The sequence below is a fragment of the Kitasatospora arboriphila genome, from assembly GCF_039528095.1.
Lineage (GTDB): Bacteria > Actinomycetota > Actinomycetes > Streptomycetales > Streptomycetaceae > Kitasatospora > Kitasatospora arboriphila.
The window spans coordinates 25891-40583 of record NZ_BAAALD010000001.1; the positions used below are offsets into that span (position 1 = coordinate 25891).

Consider the following 14693-nt stretch of genomic DNA (forward strand, 5'->3'; position numbering starts at 1 on the left):
TGGACGAGCACCCCATGAATGGTCAACTGAGCAGCCCCCCGGGCGCCCCCGAGCAGCCGCTGCGCCTCGGCACCCGGCGCAGCGCCCTCGCCATGGCGCAGTCCGGCATGGTCGCGCGCGAGGTGAGCCGGGTCACCGGCCGCCCGGTGGAACTGGTGGAGATCACCACCTACGGCGACACCTCCCGCGAGGCGCTGGCGCAGATCGGCGGCACCGGCGTCTTCGTCTCGGCGCTGCGCGACGCCCTCCTGGAGGGCCGTATCGACCTCGCCGTGCACTCCCTGAAGGACCTCCCCACCGCCGCCCCGGCCGGCCTGCTGCTCGCGGCCGTGCCGGAGCGCGAGGACTCCCGCGACGCCCTCGTCGCCCGGGACGGCCTGACGCTCGGCGAACTCGTCGAGAAGCTCGCCGGCAGCGGCCGCGCCGCCCGCGTCGGCACCGGCTCCCCGCGCCGGACGGCCCAGCTCAACGCCTGGGCCGCCGCCCGCGGCACCGCCCTGGAGACGGTCGCGATACGCGGCAACGTCGACACCCGGATCGGCTACGTCGCCTCCGGTGAGCTGGACGCGGTGGTCCTCGCCACCGCCGGCCTCAACCGGCTCGGCCGCGGCGCCGAGATCACCGAGCACCTCGACGCCGAGCTGATGGTCCCGGCCCCCGGCCAGGGCGCCCTCGCCGTCGAGTGCACGGACGCCGCGCTCGCCGCGCAGCTCGCCGCGCTCGACCACCGGCCCACCCGGGCCGCGGTCGTCGCCGAACGCGCCCTGCTCGCCGCCCTGGAGGCCGGCTGCTCGGCGCCCGTCGCCGCGCTGGCCACCTGGGCCGGCACCGAACTGCGGCTGGAGGGCGTGGTCGGCACCACCGACGGCGCCACCCTGCTGAGAATGACCGCCACCGGCCCGCTCGTCCTGGACGGGACGGCCGAGGAGCAGGCGGCGGCCCTCGGCCGCGCGCTGGCTGCCCGGCTGCTCGACCAGGGGGCGGCCGGCCTGATGGGGGAGCGAAACCGATGAGCCCCACCGCCGCCACCAGCCCCTCCAACGGCCCGGCCCAGCCGTCCGGCCGCTGCACCTTCCTGGGAGCCGGCCCGGGCGACCCCGGTCTGCTCACCCTCCGCGCGGTCGACGTGCTGGCCTCCGCCGACGTGCTGATCGCCGACCCGCTCACCGCCGCCGCCGTCCGCGCGCACTGCCCGGCCGGCGTCCAGGTGCACAACCCCGCCGAGGAGGCGGGCCTCGACGTCGCCAAGCTCGTCGCGGACGCCGTCCGCGCCGGCAAGCACGTGGTGCGCACCGTCGACGGCGACCCCGGCCTGGACGGCTGCGCGGCCGAGGAGATGCTCGGCTGCGCCGGCGCGGAGATCGCCTTCGAGGTGATCCCGGGCGTCGCCCAGTCGGTCGGCGTCCCGGCCTACGCCGGTGTGCCGCTGCGCAGCAGCCAGGGCGCGGACGTGCGCTTCGTCGACGCGGCGGCGCTGCTCGGCGGCGCCGGCGTCGACCTGGGCGCGCTGGAGACCACCCTGGTCGTCCGCACCACCCTCGGCCAGCTGCCGGCGACCGCCAACGCGCTGGTCGCCAACGGCCGCAAGCCGGAGGCCGCGCTCTCCGCCACCCTGTCGGGCACCACCACCCGCCAGCGCACCTTCACCTCCACGCTGGCCGGCATCGCCGCCGACCTGAAGGCGGCCCGGGTGCTGCCCTCCCCGGTGTCGGCCCCGGTCGACCCGGCGACGCCGGTGATAGCCGTGGTGGGCGAGCAGGTCGCCCACCGCGCCTCGCACTCCTGGTTCGAGACCAAGCCGCTGTTCGGCTGGAACGTCCTCGTCCCGCGGACGAAGGAGCAGGCGCACGGCCTCTCCGACCAGCTGCGCGGCTACGGCGCCGTCCCGCAGGAGGTGCCGACCATCGCGGTGGAGCCCCCGCGCACCCCGCAGCAGATGGAGCGGGCGATCAAGGGCCTGGTGACCGGCCGCTACGAGTGGATCGCCTTCACCTCGGTCAACGCCGTCAAGGCCGTCCGGGAGAAGTTCGAGGAGTACGGCCTGGACGCCCGCGCCTTCGCTGGCATCAAGGTCGCCGCGGTCGGCGAGACCACCGCCCAGGCGCTGGTCGACTTCGGCGTGAAGCCCGACCTGGTGCCCTCCGGCGAGCAGTCCGCCGCCGGCCTGCTGGAGGACTGGCCGCCGTACGACCCGGTCTTCGACCCGATCGACCGGGTGCTGCTGCCGCGCGCCGACATCGCCACCGAGACGCTCGTGGCCGGCCTGGTCGAGCTCGGCTGGGAGGTCGACGACGTCACGGCGTACCGCACCGTGCGCGCCTCGCCGCCGCCGGCCGAGACCCGTGAGGCGATCAAGGGCGGCGGCTTCGACGCGGTCCTCTTCACCTCGTCGTCCACCGTGCGGAACCTGGTCGGCATCGCCGGCAAGCCGCACAACGTGACGGTGATCGCCTGCATCGGCCCGGCCACCGCCAAGACCGCCGAGGAGCACGGCCTGCGGGTCGACGTGATGGCGCCCGCGCCGTCCGCCGCCGCGCTGGCCCAGGCCCTCGCCGAATTCGGCGCCCGGCGCCGGGACACCGCGGTCGCCGCCGGCGAACCGGTCTACCGGCCGAGCGAGCGCCGCCCCGGGTCGCGCCGCAAGGCCGCCCGCTGAACCCCGCCGCCGGGGAGGCCCCGAGCCTCCCCGGCGGTTTCGTGTCGTGAGAGAGAAGCAGCAGTTGTCCGCCGAATTCCCGACCGTACGCCCGCGCCGCCTCCGCTCGACCCCGGCGATGCGCCGGCTGGTCGCCGAGACCCGCCTGCACCCGGCCGAACTGATCCTTCCCGCCTTCGTCCGCGAGGGCATCACCGAGCCGAAGCCGATCACCTCGATGCCGGGCGTCGTCCAGCACACCCGGGACACCCTGCGCCGGGCCGCCGTGGAGGCCGCCGAGGCCGGCCTCGGCGGCATCATGCTGTTCGGCGTCCCCGAGGTGCAGGACGCCGTCGGCAGCGAGGGCACCAACCCGGACGGCATCCTGCAGCAGGCCATCCGCGACGTGGTCGCCGAGGTCGGCGACCAGCTGATCGTGATGTCCGACCTCTGCCTGGACGAGTACACCGACCACGGCCACTGCGGCGTGCTCGCCGCGGACGGCTCGGTCGACAACGACGCCACCCTGGAGCGCTACGCCGAGATGGCCGTGGTGCAGGCCGACGCCGGCGTCCACCTGGTCGGGCCGTCCGGGATGATGGACGGTCAGATCGGCGTGGTCCGGCGGGCCCTGGACGAGGCCGGCCACCAGGACACCGGCATCCTCGCCTACACCGCCAAGTACGCCTCGGCCTTCTTCGGGCCGTTCCGCGAGGCGGTCGGCTCCTCGCTCAAGGGCGACCGCAAGGCGTACCAGCAGGACCCGGCGAACGCCCGCGAGTCGCTGCGCGAGCTGGAGCTGGACGTCGCCGAGGGCGCCGACCTGGTCATGGTGAAGCCGGCCATGGCCTACCTGGACGTGCTGCGGCAGATCGCCGACGCCTCCCCGGTGCCGGTCTCCGCGTACCAGGTCTCCGGCGAGTACGCGATGGTCGAGGCCGCCGCCGCCAACGGCTGGGTCGACCGCGAGCGGATGATCATGGAGACCCTCACCTCGATCCGCCGGGCCGGCGCCGAGCAGATCCTCACCTACTGGGCGGTCGAGGCCGCGGGCATGCTGCGCTAGGACTCGCCGGCACGCGCCCCTTGCGGCGCACCCGAAGAGGCCGGGCCGCGGGATCTCCGCGGCCCGGCCTCCGGTGCCTGTACGGCCGGGTCAGCCGATGTGGGCCTCGCCGTCGGCGCCGCCGCCGATGGCCGTGCTGGTGGCCCAGCCCCACTCCTGGCCGATCACGGAGATGTTGCTGGTCTCGGCCCAGCCGTGGCCCTCGCCCGCGACGAACGGGTCGTCGGCGGTGGCGACCAGGTGGGCGCCGCCGCCCGCGTCCACGTGCGCCTGGGCGGGCGCCGCGACACCGGCCACGGCCAGGGCGCCGACGGCGGTCAGCAGGGCCTTGCCGAGCATGCTCTTCATGATGGAGGGGTCCTCTCTACGACGGTGATGCGGACTCAACTGATCACAACAAGCCGCCCCGGCCCGGCAACCACGCGCCCGGTACGACACACCGTCACCCGGACGCCCCGCCGGGACCGCCGTGCGGAGCGGTCCCGGCGGACGGCCGGGGAGGGGTGACCGCGGCCCGGCCGGTGGACGCCCGGCCGGGGAACGGCAACCGCCGGACCCGGAGGAGCGGCTCCCCCGGGCCCGGCGGCAGATCGGACCGGCAGGATCAGCCGATCAGGTGGGACACGCCGCCGTCGCCGCTGCCCACGGTGTTCTGGCCCACCACGCAGGTCTGCTGCGGCTGGTTGTTGAGGACCGGGACCTCGATCGGCACGGCGAGGCCGACGACCGCGCCGACCGCGATGTTGTGGACCTCGGGCAGGCAGAGGTTCGGGTTGTCCAGCGTGTGGTAGTTCGGGCTGTGGTCACCGGTGGTGCCGGTGGCGTTGGTGCCGCCGTTGCCCTGGATGGAGGTGGCAGCACCGTCGGCGTCGCCGATCGCCATCGCGGGGGCGGCGGCCATGGCGACACCGGCGGCGGCGACGCCGGCGGCGGCGAGAGCCTTCTTGATCATTTCTGCGTTCCTTCGTGGGATCTTCGGTAGGGAGTGGAGCCTCGGTCCGGCGGGTGGCTCACGCCGGCCGTTCTGCGCCGGTGCGACCGGGGGAGCGGCCGCACCGGGAGGTGCGGGGGCGGGGCGCACGGGCCCCGCGGGCGCAGCGGGCGGGCGTCAGCCGATCAGGTGGGAGACGCCGCCGTCGCCGCTGCCGAGGGTGCCCTGGCCGACCACGCAGGTCTGCTTGGGCTGGTTGTTGAGGGCGTCGACCTCGACCGGGACCGCCACGCCGAGCACGGCCACGCCGATGTTGTGGATCTCGGGGAGGCAGACGTTCGGGTTGTCGGCGAAGTGGAAGTTGGGGCTGTGGTTGCCCCAGGTGCCGGTGGCGTTGGTGCCGCCGTTGCCCTGGATCGAGCCGGCGGAGCCGTCCGCGTTGCCGATCGCGCCGGCCGGGGCCGCGGCGGTGGCGAGGGCGGCGGCTGCCAGGCCGAGGCCCGCGAAGGTCTTCTTCAGCATGGGATACCTCTCTGAAACGCTCGGGTGCGGCGGCTCGGCGGCCGTGCGCGGTGTTGGTCTGATCCGGTCGCGTCGCCGTCGAGCTGCGACATCCCATTCAAAGAGTGACCGCCGGGAAAGTTACGCAGATTCTTCGCAGGCGTCTGATTGATCATCAGGTCGGCGGTATTCCAGTCCGACTATTAGCCCGTAGCGGTTAACCGACGCAATCACGCCGGTGGTCGGTCGTTGCGCAGATTGCTTTTCCGCGGGGCTCTTCCTGCGGAACCGCCCCGGTAGAACGCACTCGGACAGAACGGTGAATTGCATGAAGCTCTCCAAGCGGGCGACCGGCGCCCTGCTGCTCGCGGTCGGTGCCGGCGTCGTCTCCGCGCAGGGCGCGGCCGAGGCCCGGCCGATGACCCCCGGCGAGGTGGCGGCCGTCGAGAACGGCCTGGCGGGCCAGGAGGTGCCGTTCAACGTGCCGCTGCCGCTGCTCACCCAGACCGGAACGCTCTCCGGCGGGCTGCCCGCCTCGCCGCTGCAGCCGCCGGTGCCCGAGGAGCACCCGGGCGCCCAGCTCGTCCCGGACCGGATCGTCCCCGCGGTCAACGCCGGCCGGGTCGGCCCGGCCGTCGACGCGGTGGTGCCGCTGCCCGCCGCCGACCAGAGCACCGAGCTCGGCCAGGCCGTCCTCAACGTGCCCGCCGCCCCGATCCGGACGGCCGGCCCGGCCCTGGAGCTCGGCCAGCCGCTGCGCTACGCGACCGACCACAGCGGCGAGTTCGCGGACGGCGCGCTCTCCTTCGGCGAGCTGGACCCGCAGCTGGTCACCGCGCCGGTGCAGGCGGTACCCGGCGCCAAGGCCTCGCTCGGCGGCGACGACCAGCGGGTCTCGGTCACCGACACCGTCGGCAACCTGACCGCGGCCGCCACCGGGGCGCTCTCCTCCGAGGTGCTGGCGCAGCCCGCGTTCTGATCCGTGCGGCGGAACGCCGGGGGGGGGGGCCCGCCCCGGGGGGGCGGGAGCCCGGCACCCCCGAGGGTGCCGGGCTCCCGCCGTGCCGCCGTGTCCGCGGACGGCCGCCGCTCAGCCGGGCAGCAGGCCGAGCGCCGGGCCGACCACCGGCAGGCTCTGCGGGCCGCCGCCCGCGCTCAGCGGCGAGGTCAGCGGTGCGGTGCCCACCGCCGGCACCCCGTTGTCGGGCTGGACGGCCACGCCGTTGTTCAGCACGTCCGCGGAGGACTGCGCCCACGGGTCGAGCCGCAGGTTCTTCACCGGGGCCACCGCGTAGCCGAGCGCACCGGTCGTGCCGCCGACCACCTGCCCGGTGTCGGGGGACTGCAACTGGGCGGTGGGCCGGGGCAGTCCGGCCGGGGCGGTCTGCTCGGCGGCAGCGGCCGGGCCGGCAGCCGCGCCCACCGCGGCGGCCGCGCCGAGCGCGGCCAGCAGTCCGGTTCGGGCCGTCTTCAGCACCATGGGGATCCTTCTGTCGGTGGGATGGGTGGCCGCCGGCCGGTCCGCCGCGGCTACGCGAACTGCCCCCCGGCCGGCGGCCGGGGGGCAGACGCACGAGTCGTGCCGATCGCGGTGATCAGCAGTCCTCCTCCTTGACCTCCGGCGGCGCGTCCACGTTGGCGCAGGTGTTGCCGAACGCCGGGTTCAGCAGGCCGACCACGTTGACCGAGTTGCCGCAGACGTTCACCGGCACGTGCACCGGCACCTGGAGCAGGTTGCCGGACAGCACGCCGGGCGAGCCCGCCGCGACGCCCTGCGCGCCGGAACTGGCGCTGGCGGCGCCCGCGCCGCCGAGCACGATGCCGGCCGCGGCGGTGAGAACGGCGGCCTTCTTCACGTTCTGCATGGGAGTCGATCTCCTAATCACACACGGGGAGGGTGCGCCGCACCCGGCGGGGACGGCTCCCCGGGGGGGGGGGGGGGGGGCACGGGGACGGCGTCAGCCGACGGCTGGTCAGCCGGCGTTGGCGCAGGAGTTGCCGAACGCCGGGTTCAGGGCGCCGATCACGTTGACGGTGTTGCCGCACAGGTTGACCGGGACGTGCACCGGGACCTGGACGAGGTTGCCGGACAGCACGCCGGGGGAGCCGGCGGCGACGCCCTCGGCGCCGGAGCTGGCGGCGGCGACGCCGGCGCCGGAGGCGACCAGGCCGACGGCGGCGACGGTGAGGACGGTGGCCTTCTTGAACGTGCGCATGGAATTGTCCTTAGGTTCGTGCCCGGATTTCCTGGTGGACGCCGGGCGCCGGGCGAATCGAAATCATCGCCCGACATTTCCTGGATGCTCCGTGATTGTCACCCCCGCGGCTCAACTGGCGCGTGTCGCCCGTGGCTTGGGCGAGCCGTCGGCCGCATGCGGTCGTGTGCGCCGCCACCGGTTCCCGCACGGCCGGGAATCCGGTGGCACCGCGGCGCCGCCAGGAGGCGCCTCGCGGCTGCTCCTGGGAGTCCTGGGGCCGGCCCGCGGGCCGGCGGGGCCGCCGGAGGGCGGACCGGGGTCAGATGTTGGCGCAGGCGTTGCCGAACGCGGGGTTCAGCAGGCCGATCACGTTGACGGTGTTGCCGCAGACGTTGACCGGGACGTGCACCGGGACCTGGAGCAGGTTGCCGGACAGCACACCGGGGGAGCCGGCGGCGACGCCCTCGGCCGTCGCGCCCGAGGCGGACGCGGTGGCCGCGCCGCCGAACAGCATGGCGGCCGCGGCCGCGGTGCCGAGCGCGCCGTAGGCGATCTTGCGCATGGTGCAGTCTCTTTCTGTTCGCGAGTCCCGCGCCTGGCGTGCCGCGGGCCGTGGGGCGCCGCGGGCCCGCCCGGGCGGGAGGGGCCGGCCGGACCGGGATCCCCGGGCCGGACCGGTCGAGCCGGTACGCAGGGAAGAACGACCGCGGCCGCCGGGGGAAACGGGCTGATCCCACGATCACCCGAATGCCTTCACTACTACGTCCGGGTGAATGTGCCGGTCTGTTCGGTACCGCACCGAGCAGGCCTCGTTGGGCCCGGTGCACGCCCCGTGCCCTTCCGTGCGGAGCCCGAGCGGTCCACCCGAGCGGCCCATGGAAGACCTGAACTACGAGGAGACTCATATGAGCGTCAAGAAGGCCGCCGCTGTCGGCGCCGCCGTTGTGGGCATCGTCGCTGCCGGTGCCGGCACCGCCATGGCGAGCGCCGGGGCCGAGGGCGTCGCGGCCGGTTCCCCGGGTGTCGCCTCGGGCAACAACATCCAGGTTCCGGTGCACGTGCCGGTCAACCTGTGCGGCAACTCGATCGACGTCATCGGCCTGCTGAACCCGGCGTTCGGCAACTCCTGCGCGAACGTCGGCTGACCGGGTCCCACGCCCGACGGCCGGTCCGCCGGCCGGGTCCGCACGCACCGGGCCGCCGCCCGCGCCCCTTCCTCCTGGGGCCGGGCGGCGGCCCGTTCCGTCGTGCGCCGAGGCTTGTTGGACGAGGTGTCAGTTCCTAGCATGTGAGCCTGGCTCATATTTTCTGTCCCGCACCGGAGTTCCGCGCCCCGGCCCCACAGCCGCGCCGCGGGACCGCGCCACCGGCACCAGCACCACGCACCACCGGCACCACGCACCGCTCCACCGCCCGGTCCCCGCCGTGCGGCCCCCACCCCCACGGGAGTCACGCGTGAGAAGCTCACCCCTGCCCGGCCTCCGCAGACGCCGCGCCGCCGGACTTCCGGCCGCCGCCCTGCTCGCCGCCGTCCTCGGCCTCGCCGGCCTGCCGGCCGCCGCCCCCGCCCGGGCCGCCGACGGTGTCGGGGCCCGCCCCGCCGCGATCGTCGCCCTCGGCGACAGCGCCATCTCCGGCGAGGGCGCCGGCACCGACACCGGCGACGACTACGTGCCCGGCACCGACACCCCCGGCAACTACTGCCACCGCTCCACCAGGTCGGAGATCTTCCTCACCGGACTCCCCGACCTCGTCCCGCTCGACCTCGCCTGCTCCGGCGCACAGACCGGCGACCTGGTCAGCGACCCCGAGCTGGCGAAGATCACCGGACCGGGCGGCGGCGACTTCGGCGAGCCCAAGCAGGACGTCCAACTCGCCGACGCCGCGGCCGAGTACGACGTGAAGATGGTGGTCGTCACGATCGGCGCCAACGACGACTTCGACTTCAGCGGCATCATGCTCGCCTGCCTCGGCCAGTACTTCCCGGTGCCCAAGTCGCAGGGCTGCCGGGACACCATCGGCACCGCCGAGATCGCCGCCCGCGCCGAGCGGGTCAAGCCCAAGGTCGCCGCCGCGCTGACCAACGTCCGGGCCACCATGCGCCGGGCCGGCTACGCCGACTCCTCCTACCAGCTGGTCTACCAGTCGTACTTCACGCCGATCACGCCCGACATCCGGCGCAACGACTACCTCGGCAAGATCGCGGACGGCTGCCCGGCCTTCCCCGAGGACCTCGCCTGGGGCCACAACCTGGTCGTCCCGGCCTTCAGCGACGCGCTGCGCGAGGCGGCCGGCCGGGTGCCCGGCGTGCGCTACCTCGACCAGCGGCGGGTCAGCTACGGCCACGAGGTCTGCGCCCGCTGGACGAGCTCGCCGTACGAGTACACCAACGGCGACGTCATCGACGTCTCCGAGCGCACCCGCAACGGCTGCGACCAGGAGATCGGGATCCCCGGGGTGTGCATGAACATGGTCCGGCAGTCGTACCACCTGCGGGTGGCCGGCTACCGCGGCGAGGCCGCCTGCCTCGCCCAGTTCTACCGCCGGCCCGCGCTCGACCAGGCCTACTGCTCGCTCGACCGGACGAACACCACCTCGATCGCCCCGCTGACCGCCGGACAGCCCTTCCCGGACACCCCCGAGGACGGTTCCTGGTACCGGCTCACCGACGCGGCCACCGGCCGGGCCCTCGACATCGCCGGCGGCGGCACCTACGGCGACGCCACCGACGGGCGGGCCGCCATCACCTACCGGCCGACCGGCGGCCTCAACCAGTCCTTCCTGCTGCGCGCGGCGGTCGGCGGCAGCTTCGAACTCGCCTCCACCGCCAACACGTCCATGTGCCTGGACGCCACCGGCGGCTCCACCGCCCCCGGCACCCGGCTCGTCCAGTGGCACTGCCACGGCGGCGGCAACCAGCACTGGCTGCTGCTGCCCACCGCGGACGGCCGCTACCGGATCGCCGACTCCCAGGACCGCACCAAGCTCGTCACCGCCACCACCACCCTCGACCCCCAGGGCAACCGCACCCTCGCCCTCGCCCAGGACACCGGCACCCCCGACCAGCTCTGGCAGCTCGACAAGCTCGGCATCTCCTACCTCCCGAACTGACCACCGGTCGGCGGACGGGGCACTGCCCGTGTCCCGTCCGCCACAGCCCGGCTCAGCGCTCGTCCACGTTCCACGCGTGCGGCAGAGCGGCGCCGCACGGCGCGCAGTGGAAGTCCTCCTCGCGCACCACGTTGAGCTCCCGGCAGGCCGGGCAGCGGCGGAACACGAACACCGGGTCGAAGCGGTCCGGCGGCGTCAGCCCCAGCGCCGCCACGGCCGCCGCCACCGAGGGGAAGCACCTGCCCCCAGGGGCGTAGCCGGTGGACTGGTTGGTGACCGAGGAGACCTCCCAACCGTCGCCCGGGCCACGGACGAAGGCGATCTCGCCCGCCGCCAGGACGGGTCGGCCGCCCGCGCAGGCCACGTGCTCGCTGCGCCGCGGTGCGAGCAGCAGCACGCCCCGCTCGTCCACCACGAAGGTGACGGGCTCGCGCAACTCGTCCGGTTCGCGGCCACCCAGCCAGTCGGCGAGGTCCGCCGCCGTCCGGACGGGCACCCCGGGCGGTGCAGTCCGGGCCTTCAGCGCGATGTCCGGTGGTCCGACGTACCGGTAGGGCCTGGTCATGCCCGGCAGGGTAGGCGCGGCTGGGCGTCGGTGCACCCGGAAATCCGGTGGTCAGGTTCGTGGGGGGTGCCTATGCTGCGGCGCACCATCGGTGCGGCAGGGCGGGGAGCATGCTTTCGACCACGACGGTACGGGCCGTCAATTCGCTGACCGAGCGCTGGGCACGGGGCGTTCCGACGGCCGGGGGCACGGTGTTCACCGCGGCCGGGCTGTGGCCGCTGCTGGCCGCGCTCGCCTCCGGGGCGGACGGGGCCGCGGGCAAGGAGCTGGCCGACGCGCTCGGGGTGCCGGCCGCGTCGGCTGCCGAGCGGGCCCGTGAACTGCTGGGCGCTCTGGGCCGGTTGCCCGGGGTGGCTGCGGCGGTCGGGCTGTGGACGGCGCCCGCGCTGCGGGTCTCCCCGGAGTGGACGGCCGGCCTCCCGGCCCACCTCCACCAGTCGCTCACCGGCCCGGAGATCCAGCCGCAGTTGGACGCCTGGGCGGCCCGCCACACGAACGGGCAGATCGAGGAGTTCCCGCTCCGGGTCCAGCCGGACACGATCCTTCTGCTGGCCTCGGCGCTCGCCGTCCGCACCGACTGGATCCGCCCGTTCAAGGCGGGCGTCCTGTGCCCCGGGACGGGCCCGTGGGCCGACCGGGAGTTCGCCGGCCTCTACCGGTTCACCTCGTTGCTGGACCGGGTCGCCGTGGTCGGGACGCCCGCCGGGCCGGTCTCCGAGCTGCGGGTCCTGGGGGCCGGCGGGATCGACGTCCACCTGCTCGTCGGCGAGGAGAACGCCCGCCCGGGCGAGGTGCTCGGCGGTGGGCTCGGCATCCTCGCGGGCCGGCACTGCCGGGTGACGGGGGATCTGTTGCCGTACGGCGAGGCCGGTCCCGGGGTCCGGGTCCGCGCCGTCCGCAGCGAGGTTCCACGGCATCAGCTGATGGCGGAGGTCGCCCGGTTCACGGTGACGGCCGAGCACGATCTGCTGGCGGACGCCGGCCGCTTCGGGCTCGGTACGGTCTCCCGGCAGGAGCCGGACGGCAGCGGCCATCTCCCGGGGATCTGTGCGGATCCGCCGCTCGAAGTCCGGGCGGCCGCGCAGTCGGCGACGGCGACCTTCGGCGCACTGGGCTTCCGCGCCGCGGCGGTCACCGCACTGGGGGTGGCCGTGGGCAGTGCGCCGGCGCCACCGCCGTACCGGGTCCGCCGGGTGGAGTTCACCACGGACCGTCCCTTCGGCTTCCTCGCCGTGCACCGCACCTCCCGGCTGGTGCTGGCGGCGGGCTGGGTGGAGCAGCCGGACCCGTACGAGCCCGAGCCGCTGGAGTGGGACGAGGAGGAGTGGGACGAGGAGGAGCGGTGACCTGGGAGGACCTCGGCGCCGGGGCGCGGGCCGAGGTGGACGGTTGGCTGGCCCGCGGGCACGTGATCCGGGCGGTCAAGGCCGTCCGCGACGATTTCGACGGCAGCCCCGGCCGGGAGCGGCCCGGGATCCACGCCGCGCTCGACGTGGTCGAGGCCCGTCGGCAGCTGCTCGGCGCCCCCGCCCCGTGGGAGCCCACGGCGCCTCCGGACGCCGAGGGCCTGGTCGCGGCCGTCGCCGGTCTGCCCTTCCGGGTCGGGGCGATCGAGGCGGTGTGGGACGGCGACACCTTCGGCTGGTTCGTCGTCCTCCTCGCGGTGGCCGCCGAGCCGTGTGCCGAGCACCGGCTGGCCGTCCTCCGCGGCGGCGGTGACCTGCGGCTCTTCAACGGTGCGGTGCCGCCCTGGCCGGAGGCTGTCGAGGCGGACCGGGTCGGCCGGGAGCTGGCCGACCGCCTCGGCGTGCCCTTCCACTTCGCCAGCCCGCGGACGCCGGACGACGCCGCACCCCGCTGGTGGGAGGGCGGCTGACGGCCGAGGAGCCCGGCGCACCCGAACCAGGAGTGTCAACCGACGGTTGACACCCCTGGACTGTCAACCTAAGGTTGACGCATGGTGAATCCGGTCCAGTTGACGCATCCCGTCCGCCTCGACGACCTCATCGAGGCCATCAAGCAGGTCCACACCGGCGCGCTCGACCAGCTCGCCGACGCCGTCCTCGCCGCCGAGCACCTCGGCGAGATCGCGGACCACCTCATCGGCCACTTCGTGGACCAGGCCCGGCGCTCCGGCGCCTCCTGGACCGACATCGGCAGGAGCATGGGGGTCACCCGGCAGGCCGCGCAGAAGCGCTTCGTCCCCAAGGACCCGGGCGCGCCCTCCGACCTCGACCCGAGTCAGGGCTTCGGCCGCTTCACCCCGCGGGCCCGCAACACCGTGGCGGCCGCCCACGACGAGGCCCGCGCCGCCGGCAACGCCGAGGTCACCCCCGAGCACCTGGTGCTCGGCCTGCTCGCCGAGCCGGACGGTCTCGCCGTCCGGGCGCTCGCCGCCGAGGGGGTCACTCCGGAGGCCGTCGGCGAGGCGGCCGCGGCGGCCCTCCCGCCGGCGGCGGACGAGCGGCCCGAGCTCGTCCCGTACGACGCCCGGGCGCGCAAGGCGCTGGAGTTGACCTTCCGTCAGGCCCTGCGGCTGGGTCACAACTACGTCGGCACCGAGCACATCCTCTTCGCCCTGCTGGAGCTGGAGGACGGCGAGGGCCCGCTCTCCGGGCTCGGCGTCGACCGCGCGGCCGCCGAGTCGCTGATCGCCGAGGCGCTCGCCGCCTTCACCGCCGTCCGGCCGCCGGCCGAGGAGTAGGACCGGCCGCGCAGTACCGGCCGCCCGCAGGGGGCGCGCGGAGGCATCACCCGGCTGCCGGGAGTCTCCGCGCGCCCCCTGTCGCGTGCCGACGCACTGCGGGTGCTCGCGGGGCGGCATGCCGAGGGACGCCCGGACCCACCCGGGCCGGCGTCCGGTCCCGGGTCCGGAGGAGGGGCCTACGGCCAGACCAGGCAGTACAGCTGGTGGCCGGCGTCGTGCAGGCGGTTGGCGAAGTCCTGCCACTCGTGCAGCATCTGGTAGATCACGAAGGCGTCGCGCGGGCCGCGCCGGTCCGGCACGGTCGACCAGATGAAGGCGGCGGCGCCGAGCTGGGTCTCGTCCGCCTTGCGCAGCGGCTCGACCACGTTGTGCGGCAGCTGCACGACCGCGTAGTCGGGGTGCAGCACGACCAGCTCCAGCGGCGGGACCTGGTGCAGCGGAACGCCCTGGATGCCGGTGAGCACCATCGCGCTCATCGTCTCGGGCTTGATCTTGGTGGAGAGGTGGCCGTTGAGCGAGCCGCTCGTCTCCATCAGGTCGCCGAGCCGGCCCAGCGAGCCGAGCTCCCCGGCGTCCAGGCCGAGACCGCCGGGGCCCAGCGCGGTGGGGACTCTCGCCGCGGTGGCACGGTCGGGTGCGCCGAAGTACTTGTAGGTGACTCCCACGCGTCCCTCGCCCCGCCTTCCCCTGCCGCCTGTACCCGTACCCCCGCCGTGCGCGGCCTCCGCGGAGGGACGGGGGCCACCCGTGGCCTCCTCGAAGCCGTCCTGCGCCTCGGACACTCGGACCATCCTCACCGGAATTCGCCGGAATCGACAGACCCCCACACGCCCGGTGTCCCTCCGAACGTGCCACTTACCCGTCTTGTGCCGCCGTACACACCGCGAGCCGCACCGCCCAGTGACCGCGTCGCCGCGGTCCGCCGGCCGGTTCGAACGGTCGCCCCCCGGCGTCCGTCGGCCCGATCCGGGACGTGCGC

18 protein-coding genes are annotated in these 14693 nt (G+C 75.0%); 9 read left to right on the forward strand and 9 right to left on the reverse strand.

Annotation, left to right across the window (positions count from 1 at the left end):
• Positions 1-14 precede the first annotated feature (14 nt).
• From hemC to hemB, 3 genes are all read left to right on the forward strand, one after another.
• Positions 15-1013, forward strand: coding sequence for a hydroxymethylbilane synthase (hemC, locus tag ABD353_RS00130; protein WP_344621514.1), 999 nt, complete (start codon positions 15-17; stop codon positions 1011-1013).
• Positions 1010-2656 carry a bifunctional uroporphyrinogen-III C-methyltransferase/uroporphyrinogen-III synthase gene (locus tag ABD353_RS00135; RefSeq protein ID WP_344621359.1) on the forward strand — a complete coding sequence of 549 codons (1647 nt, stop codon included), beginning with the start codon at positions 1010-1012 and terminating at the stop codon, positions 2654-2656. The genes hemC and ABD353_RS00135 overlap by 4 nt, the downstream gene beginning before the upstream one ends.
• 64 nt (positions 2657-2720) lie before the next feature.
• Entirely contained in the window at positions 2721-3701 is a 981-nt protein-coding gene (gene hemB / locus ABD353_RS00140; RefSeq protein ID WP_344621360.1) for a porphobilinogen synthase, read from the forward strand.
• Positions 3702-3791: 90 nt separating this feature from the next.
• Here hemB and ABD353_RS00145 read toward each other — a convergent pair whose 3' ends face one another.
• The 3 genes from ABD353_RS00145 to ABD353_RS00155 all read right to left on the reverse strand — a co-directional run bounded on the left by ABD353_RS00145 (position 3792) and on the right by ABD353_RS00155 (position 5154).
• Positions 3792-4049 (reverse strand): hypothetical protein, encoded by a 258-nt coding sequence (locus tag ABD353_RS00145; protein ID WP_344621361.1) that lies wholly within the window; start codon positions 4047-4049, stop codon positions 3792-3794.
• A gap of 256 nt (positions 4050-4305) precedes the next feature.
• Positions 4306-4653 (reverse strand): hypothetical protein, encoded by a 348-nt coding sequence (locus ABD353_RS00150; protein WP_030267856.1) that lies wholly within the window; start codon positions 4651-4653, stop codon positions 4306-4308.
• A gap of 156 nt (positions 4654-4809) precedes the next feature.
• Positions 4810-5154, reverse strand: coding sequence for a rodlet layer protein (locus ABD353_RS00155; protein ID WP_263104826.1), 345 nt, complete (start codon positions 5152-5154; stop codon positions 4810-4812).
• Positions 5155-5461: 307 nt separating this feature from the next.
• Here ABD353_RS00155 and ABD353_RS00160 point away from each other — a divergent pair, with 307 nt between their 5' ends.
• A complete protein-coding gene (locus tag ABD353_RS00160) occupies positions 5462-6112 on the forward strand; it encodes a hypothetical protein (protein WP_344621362.1) in 651 nt (216 codons plus the stop codon).
• Positions 6113-6223: 111 nt separating this feature from the next.
• On the opposite strand, the gene ABD353_RS00165 is transcribed toward ABD353_RS00160, so the two are convergent.
• The 4 genes from ABD353_RS00165 to ABD353_RS00180 form a co-directional block, all read right to left on the reverse strand.
• Positions 6224-6613, reverse strand: coding sequence for a hypothetical protein (locus tag ABD353_RS00165; protein WP_344621363.1), 390 nt, complete (start codon positions 6611-6613; stop codon positions 6224-6226).
• 115 nt (positions 6614-6728) lie between these two features.
• Positions 6729-6998, reverse strand: a complete 270-nt coding sequence (locus tag ABD353_RS00170; protein WP_344621364.1) for a chaplin — start codon at positions 6996-6998, stop codon at positions 6729-6731.
• A 108-nt stretch (positions 6999-7106) separates the two neighbouring features.
• Positions 7107-7349 (reverse strand): chaplin, encoded by a 243-nt coding sequence (locus tag ABD353_RS00175; RefSeq protein ID WP_344621365.1) that lies wholly within the window; start codon positions 7347-7349, stop codon positions 7107-7109.
• Positions 7350-7650: 301 nt separating this feature from the next.
• Entirely contained in the window at positions 7651-7893 is a 243-nt protein-coding gene (locus ABD353_RS00180; protein WP_344621366.1) for a chaplin, read from the reverse strand.
• Positions 7894-8206: 313 nt separating this feature from the next.
• Between ABD353_RS00180 and ABD353_RS00185 the strand changes: the two genes are divergently transcribed.
• The gene (locus ABD353_RS00185) at positions 8207-8476 is read left to right on the forward strand and encodes a chaplin (protein ID WP_411543752.1); all 270 of its coding nucleotides are present in this window, start codon (positions 8207-8209) and stop codon (positions 8474-8476) included.
• Between the two features lie 310 nt (positions 8477-8786).
• Entirely contained in the window at positions 8787-10442 is a 1656-nt protein-coding gene (locus tag ABD353_RS00190) for an RICIN domain-containing protein (protein ID WP_344621367.1), read from the forward strand.
• 52 nt (positions 10443-10494) lie between these two features.
• Here the strand turns inward: ABD353_RS00190 and ABD353_RS00195 are convergent, their stop codons facing one another.
• Entirely contained in the window at positions 10495-11007 is a 513-nt protein-coding gene (locus tag ABD353_RS00195) for a hypothetical protein (RefSeq protein WP_344621368.1), read from the reverse strand.
• 110 nt (positions 11008-11117) lie between these two features.
• Between ABD353_RS00195 and ABD353_RS00200 the strand changes: the two genes are divergently transcribed.
• The 3 genes from ABD353_RS00200 to ABD353_RS00210 all read left to right on the forward strand — a co-directional run bounded on the left by ABD353_RS00200 (position 11118) and on the right by ABD353_RS00210 (position 13711).
• A complete protein-coding gene (locus tag ABD353_RS00200; protein ID WP_344621369.1) occupies positions 11118-12353 on the forward strand; it encodes a serpin family protein in 1236 nt (411 codons plus the stop codon).
• Positions 12350-12883, forward strand: coding sequence for a hypothetical protein (locus ABD353_RS00205; protein ID WP_344621370.1), 534 nt, complete (start codon positions 12350-12352; stop codon positions 12881-12883). The genes ABD353_RS00200 and ABD353_RS00205 overlap by 4 nt, the downstream gene beginning before the upstream one ends.
• A gap of 81 nt (positions 12884-12964) precedes the next feature.
• Positions 12965-13711: a Clp protease N-terminal domain-containing protein gene (locus ABD353_RS00210; RefSeq protein WP_344621371.1), complete on the forward strand. Its 747-nt coding sequence runs from the start codon at positions 12965-12967 to the stop codon at positions 13709-13711.
• A 179-nt stretch (positions 13712-13890) separates the two neighbouring features.
• On the opposite strand, the gene ABD353_RS00215 is transcribed toward ABD353_RS00210, so the two are convergent.
• Positions 13891-14505: a hypothetical protein gene (locus ABD353_RS00215; protein WP_425555046.1), complete on the reverse strand. Its 615-nt coding sequence runs from the start codon at positions 14503-14505 to the stop codon at positions 13891-13893.
• Positions 14506-14693: the final 188 nt, after the last annotated feature.

Excerpts from the sequence above, each read along its gene's own strand:
- ABD353_RS00175 (WP_344621365.1), bottom strand. The coding sequence starts at position 7,349 with ATGCGCACGTTCAAGAAGGCCACCGTCCTCACCGTCGCCGCCGTCGGC.
- ABD353_RS00210 (WP_344621371.1), top strand. The coding sequence starts at position 12,965 with ATGGTGAATCCGGTCCAGTTGACGCATCCCGTCCGCCTCGACGACCTC.
- ABD353_RS00135 (WP_344621359.1), top strand. The coding sequence starts at position 1,010 with ATGAGCCCCACCGCCGCCACCAGCCCCTCCAACGGCCCGGCCCAGCCG.
- ABD353_RS00180 (WP_344621366.1), bottom strand. The coding sequence starts at position 7,893 with ATGCGCAAGATCGCCTACGGCGCGCTCGGCACCGCGGCCGCGGCCGCC.
- hemC (WP_344621514.1), top strand. The coding sequence starts at position 15 with ATGAATGGTCAACTGAGCAGCCCCCCGGGCGCCCCCGAGCAGCCGCTG.
- ABD353_RS00155 (WP_263104826.1), bottom strand. The coding sequence starts at position 5,154 with ATGCTGAAGAAGACCTTCGCGGGCCTCGGCCTGGCAGCCGCCGCCCTC.
- ABD353_RS00200 (WP_344621369.1), top strand. The coding sequence starts at position 11,118 with ATGCTTTCGACCACGACGGTACGGGCCGTCAATTCGCTGACCGAGCGC.
- ABD353_RS00170 (WP_344621364.1), bottom strand. The coding sequence starts at position 6,998 with ATGCAGAACGTGAAGAAGGCCGCCGTTCTCACCGCCGCGGCCGGCATC.
- ABD353_RS00145 (WP_344621361.1), bottom strand. The coding sequence starts at position 4,049 with ATGAAGAGCATGCTCGGCAAGGCCCTGCTGACCGCCGTCGGCGCCCTG.
- ABD353_RS00150 (WP_030267856.1), bottom strand. The coding sequence starts at position 4,653 with ATGATCAAGAAGGCTCTCGCCGCCGCCGGCGTCGCCGCCGCCGGTGTC.
- ABD353_RS00215 (WP_425555046.1), bottom strand. The coding sequence starts at position 14,505 with ATGGTCCGAGTGTCCGAGGCGCAGGACGGCTTCGAGGAGGCCACGGGT.
- ABD353_RS00160 (WP_344621362.1), top strand. The coding sequence starts at position 5,462 with ATGAAGCTCTCCAAGCGGGCGACCGGCGCCCTGCTGCTCGCGGTCGGT.
- ABD353_RS00185 (WP_411543752.1), top strand. The coding sequence starts at position 8,207 with ATGGAAGACCTGAACTACGAGGAGACTCATATGAGCGTCAAGAAGGCC.
- ABD353_RS00195 (WP_344621368.1), bottom strand. The coding sequence starts at position 11,007 with ATGACCAGGCCCTACCGGTACGTCGGACCACCGGACATCGCGCTGAAG.
- ABD353_RS00165 (WP_344621363.1), bottom strand. The coding sequence starts at position 6,613 with ATGGTGCTGAAGACGGCCCGAACCGGACTGCTGGCCGCGCTCGGCGCG.